The sequence below is a fragment of the Mucilaginibacter sp. GW821-FHT07H05 genome (assembly GCF_059418485.1).
This window is the reverse complement of sequence record NZ_JBWKPY010000006.1, coordinates 323,427-337,013: the sequence shown is the minus strand read 5'-3', so window position 1 is coordinate 337,013 and position 13,587 is coordinate 323,427. Positions and strand designations below refer to the sequence as shown.

12 protein-coding genes are annotated in these 13,587 nt (G+C 45.0%); 4 read left to right on the top strand and 8 right to left on the bottom strand.

Annotation, left to right across the window (positions count from 1 at the left end; genetic code table 11):
- Positions 1 to 4 precede the first annotated feature (4 nt).
- Entirely contained in the window at positions 5 to 1,396 is a 1,392-nt protein-coding gene (locus AC07M6_RS17950) for a DUF4270 family protein (protein ID WP_494891780.1), read from the bottom strand.
- Positions 1,397 to 1,411: 15 nt separating this feature from the next.
- Positions 1,412 to 2,236, bottom strand: coding sequence for a glycogen/starch synthase (locus tag AC07M6_RS17945; protein WP_494891778.1), 825 nt, complete (start codon positions 2,234 to 2,236; stop codon positions 1,412 to 1,414).
- Positions 2,237 to 2,391: 155 nt separating this feature from the next.
- Between AC07M6_RS17945 and panC the strand changes: the two genes are divergently transcribed.
- Both panC and AC07M6_RS17935 read left to right on the top strand, forming a co-directional pair.
- Positions 2,392 to 3,225 carry a pantoate--beta-alanine ligase gene (panC, locus tag AC07M6_RS17940; protein WP_494891776.1) on the top strand — a complete coding sequence of 278 codons (834 nt, stop codon included), beginning with the start codon at positions 2,392 to 2,394 and terminating at the stop codon, positions 3,223 to 3,225.
- A 26-nt stretch (positions 3,226 to 3,251) separates the two neighbouring features.
- A complete protein-coding gene (locus AC07M6_RS17935; RefSeq protein ID WP_494891774.1) occupies positions 3,252 to 3,686 on the top strand; it encodes a hypothetical protein in 435 nt (144 codons plus the stop codon).
- Positions 3,687 to 4,084: 398 nt separating this feature from the next.
- On the opposite strand, the gene AC07M6_RS17930 is transcribed toward AC07M6_RS17935, so the two are convergent.
- Positions 4,085 to 4,849, bottom strand: coding sequence for a phosphosulfolactate synthase (locus AC07M6_RS17930; protein ID WP_494891772.1), 765 nt, complete (start codon positions 4,847 to 4,849; stop codon positions 4,085 to 4,087).
- A 112-nt stretch (positions 4,850 to 4,961) separates the two neighbouring features.
- Complete coding sequence (locus tag AC07M6_RS17925) at positions 4,962 to 6,368, bottom strand: tetratricopeptide repeat protein (protein WP_494891770.1); 1,407 nt, start codon at positions 6,366 to 6,368, stop codon at positions 4,962 to 4,964.
- A 232-nt stretch (positions 6,369 to 6,600) separates the two neighbouring features.
- Here AC07M6_RS17925 and amaB point away from each other — a divergent pair, with 232 nt between their 5' ends.
- Both amaB and AC07M6_RS17915 read left to right on the top strand, forming a co-directional pair.
- Positions 6,601 to 8,142 (top strand): L-piperidine-6-carboxylate dehydrogenase, encoded by a 1,542-nt coding sequence (amaB, locus tag AC07M6_RS17920; protein ID WP_494891768.1) that lies wholly within the window; start codon positions 6,601 to 6,603, stop codon positions 8,140 to 8,142.
- 108 nt (positions 8,143 to 8,250) lie between these two features.
- On the top strand, positions 8,251 to 9,927 hold the full coding sequence (locus AC07M6_RS17915) for a S8 family serine peptidase (protein WP_494891766.1): 1,677 nt from the start codon (positions 8,251 to 8,253) through the stop codon (positions 9,925 to 9,927).
- A 134-nt stretch (positions 9,928 to 10,061) separates the two neighbouring features.
- Here the strand turns inward: AC07M6_RS17915 and AC07M6_RS17910 are convergent, their stop codons facing one another.
- The 4 genes from AC07M6_RS17910 to AC07M6_RS17895 form a co-directional block, all read right to left on the bottom strand.
- Positions 10,062 to 10,913: a 4-hydroxy-3-methylbut-2-enyl diphosphate reductase gene (locus AC07M6_RS17910; protein ID WP_494891764.1), complete on the bottom strand. Its 852-nt coding sequence runs from the start codon at positions 10,911 to 10,913 to the stop codon at positions 10,062 to 10,064.
- Positions 10,914 to 10,986: 73 nt separating this feature from the next.
- Positions 10,987 to 12,075 (bottom strand): glycosyltransferase family 2 protein, encoded by a 1,089-nt coding sequence (locus AC07M6_RS17905; RefSeq protein ID WP_494891763.1) that lies wholly within the window; start codon positions 12,073 to 12,075, stop codon positions 10,987 to 10,989.
- A 42-nt stretch (positions 12,076 to 12,117) separates the two neighbouring features.
- Positions 12,118 to 12,657 (bottom strand): 1-acyl-sn-glycerol-3-phosphate acyltransferase, encoded by a 540-nt coding sequence (locus AC07M6_RS17900; RefSeq protein ID WP_494891761.1) that lies wholly within the window; start codon positions 12,655 to 12,657, stop codon positions 12,118 to 12,120.
- 80 nt (positions 12,658 to 12,737) lie between these two features.
- Positions 12,738 to 13,559 (bottom strand): alpha/beta fold hydrolase, encoded by an 822-nt coding sequence (locus AC07M6_RS17895; RefSeq protein ID WP_494891759.1) that lies wholly within the window; start codon positions 13,557 to 13,559, stop codon positions 12,738 to 12,740.
- Between the last annotated feature and the right edge of the window lie 28 nt (positions 13,560 to 13,587).

Below are 13,587 nucleotides of genomic sequence, written 5' to 3'. Positions count from 1 at the left end.
TTAATTATTTAATAACTTTAGTATAAATTAAGTTTAATTTAATGCGATAAGGATAATCGGCTGCCGATGTATTGGTTATGGTACCGGCCGCTATAAGCCGCCCGGCTGTTTGCGGTGTGGCTATATAATCAATGCTTTGCGCATTGGTATAATCAACAGCGCCAATGTAAGTACCATAATCCTTGGTTTTACCCAGCATCAGGTCCTGTATGTAGCCCGTAATAATAAAATGATAAGCGTTGTTAGTGGTATAATATCCTCCAAATATACTAACACCCATATAACGGGGGTCGGAAGTTGTAGCATCCTGCAACAGTATGCGCTGCTTAGCTATATCCAGCTGATACATCGATAATTTAGTTTGCGCCGGGAAAGGTATTATTGTCCCGGTGTTTGGCGTTATAACCAGTTCGGCACGGTTAATCACAATATCGCTGCCTGCCTGGGTAATAATATTTTTAAGCCCCGGGAAACTGATCTTTGTTCTTAAACCCAGTAAGCCCTGTACATAAAAGCTATTGCTTGATGTGGTTTGGTTATTAAGTACTGCCTGTACGCTTGCTGTGTAGGTATGCTTAATTTCGGCCACGTGCTGGGCAATGGGTAATGATACCAGGGCCGTATCGGTAGTTGTACCATTATTTGCACGATAATAAATAGCTACACTGCTGGAGTCGAGCGCCATCATAAAGTTACCGCCGGCGCCCACCTGGTTTTTATCCATCGTAATAAACAAGCCTTTTACTGCATCCTGAAAAAGTGTGTTTGATGCCAGTACGGTACTTGAAGCCCCAAACAGATTGTTTTGTATAAAAGCCGAACTTATAGGTACCCTTACCTGCGGCGAAACCAATTTTAATGTATCCTTAGCGCCGGTAACAATATCTGTTATTTTAAACTTGGTATGTGTGCGCGAACTAAATGATTTAGTACCCAGCAATACACTGCTGTTATAATTCCATTTGCGGGTATTATAATAGTTTAGCGTTGCCGATGGCTTTTCGGTTAACTGGTATACATTTACTTTGTATTTTGAATTTAGCGAGTCGCCGTAAAAACCTTCGGCATACCTTAAAACCAATACGGCCGAATCGATGGTTATCGTGCCCGAAGGTATGGTATAAGCCGAACTTGCAGGCAGGCTGATAGCCATGGCTATATTAGATTCGGTTGTACCGATCTGCGGATCGTTAAAATAACCCATCGGGGTTTTGGAAAGCCCGTTGGTATAAGTAGAATCCTCGGGTACCGTATTTACAACTATATTATCGTTTACCAGTAAAGTACCATTCAGCGATTGATCAGGATTAAGGCCAATGCCATCCTGATTTTTACAACTGCTTAAAATAAAAAGACTTATTAACAGGGTCAATAAGTCTATTCTTAAAAATTTCATACGCGCGTTAAAAACTTATGCAACATGCACCAATTCTTCGTTGGTGATTTCGTCGTAAAAATTGTAATAATTTTCGAAATCAGAGGTATAATCAAACTCTAAAACCGATTTATGGCTGTTTTTAACATTATTTAACGTTTCAGCGTCAATTTCTGCACTTCCCAAAACTATCCCGTCCGAGTATTTGATAGCACCGGCATCAAGCGCGGCGTTAGTGCCGGGTTTAAATGCTTCGGTATGCTCTTCAGTCATATCTGCCATAATGGCTTTGTTAGCAAATTCGGGACTTAAAGACTCTTTAAAATCACTCTCGTAAACAGAATAGATTACCTTCGAATTTTTAAAGGTAGGGTCGTCTTTGTAGGTTGTTTTTAAATAAACAGGCACAAGCGCGCTCATCCATCCGTGGCAATGTACAATATCAGGCGACCAGCCCAGTTTTTTTACCGTTTCGATAGCGCCTTTGCAGAAGAAGATCATCCGCTCGTCGTTATCGGCATAAAACTTACCGTCCTTGTCTGTAAATACCTGCTTGCGCTGAAAATATTCATCATTATCCAAAAAGTACACCTGCATACGTGCCGAAGGGATAGAGGCAACCTTTATAATCAGCGGATTATCATTATCGTTAATAATGATGTTCATCCCTGATAAACGGATCACTTCGTGCAAACGGTTACGCCTTTCATTAATGTTTCCAAAACGGGGCATCAGTATGCGGATCTCAAAACCCTTATCCTGCATTGCTTGCGGCAACTGGCGGGTTATTTCAGAAATTTTTGTGAGATCGAGAAAAGGTGACATTTCATGAGTTATAAACAGAAGCTTAGATTTACCCATCTTTTATCAGTGTTTTAATTTATGTAAGAACTCAAAAAATTTGAGTCTGCAAATATAATCATTATTCTAACAATTAACAACGGATTATGCAAGTTACTTTTGGTTTATTTGTTGTAATTGTACAACTTAGCCCACTTTTTTAAATTTTGGTTGATTTGAAGGTTTTTAAGCTAAAAAAAGAATTACAGCAATACCTGGATAGCCTGCGCGCCGATGGTAAAACAATTGGACTTGTACCAACAATGGGCGCGCTGCACAAGGGCCATCTCTCGTTATTAGCACAGGCACGGCAAAATGCCGATGTAGTGGTGAGCAGCATTTTTGTTAACCCTACCCAGTTTAACGACCCTAAAGACCTGGAAAAATATCCCCGCCCTATTGAACTGGATACCCAAAAACTGGAGCAGGCGGGCTGCGATGTTTTGTTTAACCCGGAGGTGACCGAGATGTATGCCGGCAATGAGCAATGGCATTTAAATATTGGCGAACTGGAGTTTTTACTGGAAGGCAAATTCAGGCCCGGGCATTACCAGGGGGTTACACAGGTGGTTTTTAAGCTGTTTGATATTGTAAAACCAGATATAGCCTTATTTGGCCAAAAAGATTACCAGCAGTTTATGGTGATCAGCAAAATGGTTGAGTTACTTCACTTGCCGGTTAAGCTGTTGATGTGCCCCATTTTGCGCGACGACGACGGGCTGGCTATGAGTTCGCGCAATATCCATCTGTCAGCAACCGAGCGGCAGCAGGCGCTGGTATTATCTAAAGCGTTATTTTGGCTGAAGGATCATTTCGATAAAAACAAAATGGCCCAATTACAGGAACAGGCCGCAGGCATGATCCGTCGGCAGGAAGGCGTTGAGCTGGAATACCTGGAAATAGCCGATGGCGAAACCTTACACCCGGCTAACCAACACACGCGCCAATTTGTTGCCCTGGTAGCTGCCCGTGCAGGTAAAACAAGGCTGATTGATAATGTAATTTTATAGTTTTTGGTTAGTCACTCTTTTATTTTATGAAAAAACCGATCATCCTGTTGCTGTTTCTTTTCATACTGACCAGTGCCTACGGGCAAACCAAGCATGCCCAACAAATACCGGCCATGCTGCTGGGAAACTTTACCGACGATTACGGCATTGCTTATACCGTTAGCGATACTTTGTGGATGCAGTTGCCGCGTACACGCTTCCATATCATCAGGTGGAACCTGGCTAAACAATATCTGATAGCCCGTAATGACGGGCGCAATCCGGGCGAGGGCGGCTTATATACCCGGATAGATTTTATGCAGTTTAACAATATGGAACCCTGGCGCTGGGGCTATTGCCTAACTGTTTACAATGCCAAAACTGACGCCGAAGCCGAAGCTGCCGCCAGTGCCGACAGGGAACACCCTAAAAAAGGATGTAACGGGTTTCCGTTTTCACGGATGAAAGCGGTGAGCAAATAGGTATAGGTAGGTGCCCGCTTCTGGACGACAGCAAATAAGCTTCCGGGTGAAAGCGGGCAGAACGATGGTGGCCTGTGCGGCGGGAGGGCATCAGCGTTTTGCAGCAGCAAGGGTAAGCGGGCGCGACAGCGGGGCAAATAAGCGTAGCCGGGTTCTGCCCGGTTTGCAGGGCAAAGGCCATGTGCGGCAAAGGAAGCATTTTTGCTGTCTTGATTTTTTGTTACTTTTTCATCAAGGAAAAAGTAATAGGTCGTGCGGCAAATTGGCAATCATAAAGCACACTACCTGCCTATGGGATTGCCACGTCGCCCTATCGCACAGCCCAACGCCGCTCCTCGCAATGACAATTCTTTTAAGTCCAACGAGGCCTGACAAGCTGGGGCAACAAACGCGATATACTACTGCTGATTCAAAAAATGATCAAAGGTATCGCTCCTTAACCCAAGGCGAATGGTTTCCAGCGGGATCATATCGGCTGGGGCTATATTGCCCAGGTTTACATTAGCGCCTAATAGCTTAATAAACCAAACCTGCTGCGGTTTTTGCGGGGCCTCCCAAATAATTTGCTCTTCGGGGATCTGGGTCAGGATCTCGTCTACCAAACCCTGGCGCACCTCGCCCGAATCGCGGTAGATGCCAACGTTACCACTTTCGCGGGCTTCGGCAATCACCTTCCAGCTGCCGGCTTCCAGTTCGGCCTTCATTAGCTGGATCCATTTATAAGGGGCAAAGATCTTCTGCACATCTTTTGATCCAACTTCGGATATTACCGTCACCTGGTTTTTTAGCTTGTGGATATATTCGCACTTTACATCATGCGGAATAGTAATAGAGCCATCAGATACTTCGGCAAACTCCAACTGATATTTATCCAGCAGGCGGCAGTAATCGTCAAACTGGTTACGCATAATAAAGGCTTCAAACAAAGTACCGCCAAAATAAACCGGTATGCCGGCATCTTTATATAATTTCAGCTTGGCATCTAAATTAGGGCTAACGTAGGATGTTGCCCAGCCCAGCTTTACAATATCGGTATTGGCGCCGGCCGTTTCTATCAGGTCCTCTACACCACGCAGGCTAAGGCCTTTATCCATTACCATGGTCATGCCGTTATTACGGGGTTTTGCAGTGCGGGTGGGAAGATCGTTTATGATATAATTCATAGTTATAAGCTATAACAATAAGTTTTAATGGCGCAAATTTAGATAATAAATCTGATAGCAAAACAAAAAGGCCCCCGAAATTTCGGAAGCCTTTACAATCTACTAAGGCAGCCTATTTATTGGCGTACCTGTTAATAATATCCAGTATCACCTTGTTTTGCTGCAATTGCGGCAAATAATCAAACAAAATATGATACTTTTCCGGGTCGGAAGCCAGGGCCAGCTCCAGTTGACTTAAAGCTTCGTTATACTCGCCTTTGGCAAACAGGTAAGCTACCATGCGGTAATATAATTCGGCAGCCTCGGGGTTGTTTTTTATGGCCTGAGCAATAATTTCAATCGCATCCGTTAGGCGCGCCTGCTCGTATAGTATAGATGAATAATCCAGCCAGGCATCTACATCCAGCGGGTTCAATTCTACCACCTTTTCATAAGCCGCTTCGGCTTCGGGCAGGTGACCCAGCTTGTATTCGGCATCGGCAATGGCAAACCAGTAGTCGGCATTGGCAATATCCAGGTCTAAAGCTTTTTTATAAAAGTGCAGGGCTTCAAAATAGCGCTCTTCAAAGTCGAGTGTTACCCCTATGCCAAACCAGGCATCGCCTAATTTACTGTCCATTTTCACAGCTTTTTTGTAAAAACCGCGGGCCTCGTCCATTTGCTCCAGTTTCTCGTAACATTCGCCAATAGCACAATAGGTATCGGCGTTGGGTTGCTCGTACTCAAAGGTTTGGCGGTAAACGTCAATAGCTTCCTGGTATTTTTCCAGGTTAACCAGCGCGTTGCCTTTATTAAAATAAGCCGATGCAAAACTATCCTTAATCAGGATGGCATAATCGTAAGCGTCAATAGCCTTTTCAAACAAGCTTAGCTTGGTAAAGGCATTGCCTAAATTATACCAGGCGGCGTAACTGTAAGGCTCGTTATCAATATACTGCTGATAAAACTGTACGCTTTCTTCCTGATTGTCCATCACATCGTAACAGAAAGCCAGCTCGTATAAAGCGTCCTGGTTTTCCATATTCTGCTCTAAACACAGTTTCAGGTAGGTAATAGCGGTATCATAATCGCCCATGTTTTGATGCACATAGGCCATATGCAGTAAAATATCGTCGGTCTCTTCGGCCAACGAAAGGGCCTTTTCGTAGTTCTCTAAAGCCTCGCTAAAGCGCTCCAGGTTCTCGAACAGGTTACCGCGGATGATGTAAATATCCGCATCGCTGGCTTCCAGCATTTCGGCTTTTTCCAAACAGGTTAATGCCTCGGCAATGCGGTTGTTCACCACCAGCAGCTGGGCTTGTTTGATCAGGAAAACGGCAGCAAAGGGGTGCTGATTGCGGGCATATTCTGTAACCTGCAGGGCACGGGCCGGATCGTTCTTTTCAATATAATAATCAATAATATTCTCGAACGCCTGTGCATCGAAAAAGTACTGATCATGATTGCGGATCATCTCTTCGTAACGTTCGACAGAGAACTTCGGATCCTCGTTAAAATCAAATTCAAATTCTTCTTCCATTCAACGCAATTTGATGTAAAAACTATCCCGGAAATCAGGGTATCCTGTAGCTTTCCCTGTGATTAAATTACCTATTTAAGTTTCAAATTGATGAATAAGTTTTCAACATACCAACGTTTTTAACACGATATTTTGGTAACTAATTGATAATAAATGCAAAGTATTTCATCATATTATGGTGCAAACGGCCGGTAATTTGCGGGTAAGATTATAAATTGATAAATTGACCGCGATGAGCTTTAACATATCTACCATTCTGGATCGTTTAAATATAAACGATTTAAACGACGCTTTTAGTATCGGAAACACCCGTGGCAGCAGTAATGACACTGCCGTGAAAAACATCCACTCGCCCGTTGACGGTAAGCTGATTGCTTCGGTAAAAATGGCTACCCCTGCCGATTACGACCGGGTAGTTAGCGCGGCGCAGCAAGCTTTCCCGGTATGGCGCACCATGCCTGCCCCCAAACGCGGCGAGATAGTGCGCCAGTTTGGCGATGCCCTGCGCAAATACAAAGCCGATTTGGGTCAGCTGGTATCGTACGAAATGGGCAAAAGCCTGCAGGAGGGCCTGGGCGAAGTACAGGAAATGATTGACATTTGCGATTTTGCCGTTGGGCAAAGCCGCCAGTTATACGGATTAACCATGCACTCGGAACGGCCGCAGCACCGCATGTACGAACAATATCATCCCCTGGGTGTGGTGGGTATTATATCGGCCTTTAACTTCCCCGTTGCGGTGTGGAGCTGGAATGCCGCGCTGGCCTGGGTTTGCGGCAATGTGTGCATCTGGAAACCATCCGAAAAAACGCCATTAACTGCCATTGCCTGCCAGCATATTGCGCAGGAAGTTTTTAAGGCTAACGGCGTGCCCGATGGCGTATCCTGCTTAGTGATAGGCGACCGCGAAATTGGCGAACTGATGGCTAATGATGTACGTGTACCTTTAATATCAGCCACGGGATCTACCCGCATGGGTAAGGCTGTGGCTACGGCTGTGGCGGGGCGCCTGGGTAAAAGTTTGCTTGAACTGGGCGGTAATAACGCCATTATTATCAGTAAGGATGCCGATCTGGATATGTCGCTCATAGGCGCTGTGTTTGGCGCTGTCGGTACCGCCGGGCAACGGTGTACCAGTACCCGCCGGCTCATCATCCACGAAAGTGTTTATGATAGCTTTAAGGCTAAACTGGTTAAGGCCTACGGGCAGCTGCGCATTGGCAACCCGCTGGATGAACATAACCATATTGGTCCACTGATTGATAAGGACGCCGTTAAACTATACCAGGAATCTATTATTAAATGCAAAGCCGAGGGTGGGCAATTTGTGGTTGATGGCGGCGTTTTAGAAGGCGAAGGATATGAATCAGGTTGTTATGTGAAGCCCTGCATTGCCGAAGTGGAAAACCATTTTGCCATTGTACAGCACGAAACATTTGCGCCGATATTATACCTGATTAAATATAAAACATTAGACGAGGCTATTGCTTTACAAAATGGCGTTCCGCAAGGTTTATCGTCGGCTATTATGACCAATAACCTCCGCGAGGCCGAACAGTTTTTGTCGTACGCGGGTTCGGATTGCGGGATAGCGAACGTGAACATCGGCACCTCTGGCGCCGAGATTGGCGGGGCCTTCGGCGGCGAAAAGGAAACGGGTGGTGGCCGGGAATCAGGATCGGACGCGTGGAAGGTATATATGCGCAGGCAAACCAATACCATCAACTATTCCACCACTTTGCCACTGGCTCAGGGAATTAAGTTTGATTTATAACTGATCATAAAATTCACCTGTATAGGGTGATAGTGAATATTGAAATACCCTTTATTTTTACCGGAATATATTTCCGTTAACTATTAATAATAACTGAAAATAAAATAAATGAATATTATAAAAACCATTACGGCCTGCACGGTTGCTGCGGTATTAACTTTAAATATAACTATCAAGGCGCAGCAAATGCCCGCACCGCCGCCATCGCCGAAAAACTGGCATGCTATGGACCTGACAGCCGATGGCTACTATGGCGTAAGCTTAAACAAGGCTTATGAGTTTTTAAAAGGAAAGAAAGGTAAAACTGTTGTTGTAGCCACTATTGACAGCGGTGTTGATACCCTGCAAAAAGACCTGAAAAGTATTTTGTGGACCAACACCAAAGAAATCCCCGGCAACGGAATTGATGATGACCACAACGGTTATATAGATGATATACACGGCTGGAATTTTTTAGGCGGCCCCAATGGCAAATGCGATTTTACCGAAACCACCGAAGAAGTGCGCGAGTATAATAAACTGAAGAATAAATATTTAAGCACTACTGCTCCCGATAATACTAAAGAATACGCTTACTGGCTAAAGGTTAAAGCCACGCACGATTCTACCATCGCTAAATCATCAGCCGAGATCCAGCAGCTTTCGCCCCTGATGAATGTATTGATGATCACCAGCGGTTATGTAAAGCGAGAACTGCGTTTAAAACCAAACGACACATTTAATTTAAAGGACCTGCAAGCCATTAAAAGTGTAAACGATACGGTTAAAGAAAGTAAAAACGTATGGACATCATTTTTTGAGCAGGAAGGTGGCCCAACAACAAACAATGCTAAAGTTATTAAAGAGCTGACCGAATACCTGACCAAACTGAATAATGATGTTAACCCCGACCTGGAAGCCCGTAAACGTATTGTAGGCGATAACCCCGACGATTTTAGCGATAAAAAGTATGGCAATAACCTACTGAAGTTTGATGATGCCATGCACGGTACCATGGTGGCCGGCTTTATTGGCGCTATCCGCGGCAACGGTTACGGGATGGACGGCATAGCTGATAACGTACGCATTATGGCTATTAAAGCCGTACCTAACGGCGATGAATACGATAAGGATATCGCCAACGCCATCCGCTACGCGGTGGATAACGGCGCGCAGATTATCAATATGAGCTTCGGCAAAAAGATCTCGCCCCATAAGGATTGGGTAGATGCCGCCTATAAATACGCCGCCGCACACGATGTGTTGCTGGTATCGGCCGCGGGCAATGATAACCAGAATGTGGACACCAAGGCTGATTATCCTAACGATACTTTTGAAGATGGTTCGGCAACGGATGCGGATAACGTGATCAACGTAGGCGCATCGGGTCCGCGCAAAAACGAGAACCTGGCAGCTGATTTTAGCAATTACGGTAAAAAGAATGTAGATATTTTTGCACCGGGCGTAAAGGTAACATCGGTTACTATGGATGCCGAAGTAAATACCGAGGATGGTACCAGCTTTGCATCGCCCATTACTGCCGGTATTGCCGCGCTGATATTAGAGCATTATCCTACCTTAAGTTCAAGACAAATTAAACAAGCCATCCTGCAATCGGCTAAACCGCTAACCGGTTTAATGGTATACAAACCCGGCAGCAAAACCGAGAAGGTAGACTTTACCAGCCTAAGCAAAACAGGTGGTATTGCCAATGCTTATGATGCCCTGGTAATTGCCTCAAAAATGAAAGGCGAGCGTAAGGTTGTTAAAAGCATGACCATTAATTCGTCGCCGGCATCGAAGTAGAAGCCCCTAACCCCCTGAAGGGGGAATTAATGTGCAAATATGCGAATGTGCAGATATGCAAATGAAGAAAAGGCCATTGGTAGCAAAACCAATGGCCTTTTCAATTCTATTCCCCCTTCAGGGGGTTAGGGGGTTTAATAACTTTCCAGTTTGGCTTTTACCAACTCCATCAGCCACATGGGGGTTGATGTTGCGCCGGCTATGCCAATGGTTTGCCCGGGTTTAAACATTTCAATATGCAGTTCATCAACCGATGATACAAAATGTGTGTTGGGGTTGTGCTTTCGGCAAACCTCAAATAAAACCTTCCCGTTTGATGATTTTTTGCCGGATACGAAGATCACCTGATCGAATTTGGTAGCAAAGGCGGGCAAATCTTTGTCCCGGTTAGATACCTGGCGGCAAATGGTATCGTTGGCTTTCACCTCAAATCCTTTAGCCAGCAATTGGTCTTTAATATGATAAAATTTATCGGTGCTTTTGGTAGTTTGGCTGTACAGGGTAAATTTTTGTGGCAGGTCCATAGCATCCAACTCGGCGATATCCTGAAAAACCATGGCCTCGCCATTGGTTTGTCCTTGCAGGCCAATTACTTCGGCATGGCCATGCTTGCCAAAAATGACGATCTGCTCGTCGTTATCGTGCGATGTTTTAATACGGTTCTGCAGTTTCAACACCACCGGGCACGATGCATCAATCAACGTGATATTATGCTCCATGGCCAGGCGGTAGGTTTCGGGCGCTTCGCCATGCGCGCGGATCAGCACTTTTTCGTTATGCAGTTCGTTTAACTGACTATGGTCAATAATACGCAGTCCTTTGGCTTTCAGGCGCTCTACCTCTTCATCGTTATGCACAATATCGCCCAGGCAGTACAGGTAGCCGTCTTCGGCCAAAATATCTTCGGCCATATCAATAGCGTAAACCACGCCAAAGCAAAAGCCCGAATCGGCATCAATAGTAACCTGTAAATTGTACTCGCCCATATTGGCTGTAAAAATACGGAGAAAAGTTTATAATATGATAGCAGAAATACGAGTGTACCAATCAGTTCCGCAATCACACCCGCCTACCCTTCCATACCGTCGTCCTGGTTAAATGCCTTTGTATCGATAAAAAAGCGATCAGCATTAAACTCAGCATTTGCAGGGGGTGCAGCAGCACATTCCTCCAGGCGCTTTGCCCGGCGGTAAGGGAGATCATGATCCGGCTTAAGATGATCAGGCCGCACATAAATGCAATAAGGTTGATATTAAGCGTGGCGATGATAATGAGCGGACCACCCAGCAGGATGACGAGATAGATCAATAACGACAGTACATTATAATTAAAGGCTGCCAGCATATCTCGGCTAAAGCCATTTACCGCTTCAAAATACCCTTTATAGGCGCGGCAGGTAATCAGTTTATTAGCTAATAAGGTTTCGGCATTAAAGCCGGCGGCTTTTACCTGGCGCATAATTTCTACATCTTCTACCACGCTTTGCTTTACTTCGCGGTGCCACTGGTGCTGGTGGTAGGCCGTAGCCTCAAACATCATAAACTGCCCGCTGGCGGCAGCTATCCTCCGGTTACGCAGCAGGTATACCAGTTGCAGCGGCAGCAGGTTCAGTAATATATAATGCATCAGCGGCACCACCATTTGCTCGCCGGGGGTACGCATTTCCTGGTTGGTGAACAGACTAAGTAGTCCCAGGTTTTTTAAATGCATGCGGTGCAGTGCGCTGTTGATCAGTCCGTCGGCCACCTGCTCGTCGGCATCTACAAACAACAGGTAGGCGCCTGTAGCTTTTTTGGCTAACTGGTAACAGGCATAGTTTTTCCCCAGCCAGCCGGGCGGCAGGGCTTTACCTTTTATTACACTGAAACGGGGATTATTGTCGGCAAATTCCTGGCATAGCGCGTAAGTATTATCAGTAGAGTTGTCATCCAGCACAATTACCTCGTAATTTAGATAGCCTTGCTGCCGGATAGATTGCAGGAGGGTTATGATATTTGCTTCCTCGTTACGGGCGGGTACCAGGATAGACACCATATCCTGATGCAACTTAACCACACGCCGTAGTTTAGGATCGGACAAGAAATTAAACAGGCTGACCACAAAGCGCAGGATAATGAAAAAAAATATGGCCGAAAGAATTATAAACACCTTAAATAAATTACAGATTTTAAAACGGGGTATTTATCATCTTTAGTGCTTTACATCCACCTGGTCTTTTAAAGCCTTGCGGTGATGCTCGTTGATCTGCGTTTTTAAACGTTCAAAATCAAAATCGTGATTGGTGCCGCAATCCAGCAGGTGGAGATATATGGATGGTTTCAGGCTCTCAAAATATTCAACAAAGGCGCTGTAGTAAATAATCTGGCAATTGCCTTTTACCTTTTTTACAATATGCGCTATTCCCCGCTCAATATGAATATCGGTGGCATGGTTAGATACCAGTTCGCCCTGTGGAAATACCGTCACGAGGTTGTTAGGATCGTTCAATAACTCCGAAGCATAATTTAATGAGCTGATCACCTCTTTCGATTGCCGGTTGATAGAAAAGCCGCCCATATAGCGTAGCCACATCCGTTGTTTCAGGTGATCTTCCTGCATCATAATATAAAAAATACGATCAAAAAACCGCCACCTTAACCAGCCCGCCCAAAAGCCATCCCACCAGCTAAAATGGTTGCATAACAGCAGGATAGAGTGCCCGGGTTTTACATCAACCTGGTTAAAGTGCATGACGTTAAATGCCTTACTTATGCGGTAATTCACATACCGGTGAAAGCAGTTTTGTATAAATTTATTTCGGCGTTGCGGAATCATATGATATCGCAATTTAGCAGATATTCGTCTAATTGCGGCGTAACCAGCCAATGCCCCATCGGCACTTCGTGTATTTCAGCCTTTTTTAATCGGCTGAGGAAGGGCATAGCCGCGCTTTTAGGGAATAGTAGGTCGTCCTTGCCAAAAATAAATGTGCATTTGATGCCCCGCTCATTAATAATATCAACCAATTTGCTGGTATCGGGTTTTAGTTGTTTAATCAAATTGAGGCTGTAGTATACATCTTGCCTTTTTTTAGGGGTATCTATCTCGTTATAAGCTATGGTATACAACTCCTGGTTTATCACCCGCAGCTTTTTTAAACTTTTTAATGCCGAAGGCGCCAGCCACTTGCTTTTAGTGGCCCGCCGAAATATTTGCCGGCCTGCCGGGTGGTGCTGTATAAATTCAAAGCCTTTATATGGTGCCAGCCCGTCGGGGGCCATGAGTATCAGTTCGTCTATCCATTCGGGAAATTCCTCCAGCAGTATCAAAGCAATATCCGCCCCGATAGAATAGGCCATTAACGATACTTTTTGCTGGCCGTATATATTAAACCATTCCTGCAAATACAATTTCACCATTGCGCGGGGCATACCGGCTACAATCTCTTTTTCAGTCCAGCCGTTAAGGGTACTTTCCCCATGAAAAAAGTGATCGAAACCATAAACATGATATTTGCCCAGCACCGATTTTTCCAGCACGTTAAATTGCCGCCCGGTCATGCCATAGCCGTGGAAGGCCAGCATAGGCTTTGCCCCGGTGCCATATTCATGAAAGTGTACCTTACCCAAACCGGGGAGTTGTAAAAAGCCCATTGGGGCAATATTAATGAATATTTGGGAT

What these genes read in the sequence shown, in the direction of transcription:
- AC07M6_RS17930 (WP_494891772.1), bottom strand. Translation starts at nt 4,849, where the DNA reads ATGAATTATATCATAAACGATCTTCCCACCCGCACTGCAAAACCCCGT.
- AC07M6_RS17945 (WP_494891778.1), bottom strand. Translation starts at nt 2,236, where the DNA reads ATGGGTAAATCTAAGCTTCTGTTTATAACTCATGAAATGTCACCTTTT.
- AC07M6_RS17915 (WP_494891766.1), top strand. Translation starts at nt 8,251, where the DNA reads ATGAATATTATAAAAACCATTACGGCCTGCACGGTTGCTGCGGTATTA.
- amaB (WP_494891768.1), top strand. Translation starts at nt 6,601, where the DNA reads ATGAGCTTTAACATATCTACCATTCTGGATCGTTTAAATATAAACGAT.
- AC07M6_RS17950 (WP_494891780.1), bottom strand. Translation starts at nt 1,396, where the DNA reads ATGAAATTTTTAAGAATAGACTTATTGACCCTGTTAATAAGTCTTTTT.
- AC07M6_RS17925 (WP_494891770.1), bottom strand. Translation starts at nt 6,368, where the DNA reads ATGGAAGAAGAATTTGAATTTGATTTTAACGAGGATCCGAAGTTCTCT.
- AC07M6_RS17895 (WP_494891759.1), bottom strand. Translation starts at nt 13,559, where the DNA reads ATGGGCTTTTTACAACTCCCCGGTTTGGGTAAGGTACACTTTCATGAA.
- AC07M6_RS17910 (WP_494891764.1), bottom strand. Translation starts at nt 10,913, where the DNA reads ATGGGCGAGTACAATTTACAGGTTACTATTGATGCCGATTCGGGCTTT.
- AC07M6_RS17900 (WP_494891761.1), bottom strand. Translation starts at nt 12,657, where the DNA reads ATGCACTTTAACCAGGTTGATGTAAAACCCGGGCACTCTATCCTGCTG.
- AC07M6_RS17935 (WP_494891774.1), top strand. Translation starts at nt 3,252, where the DNA reads ATGAAAAAACCGATCATCCTGTTGCTGTTTCTTTTCATACTGACCAGT.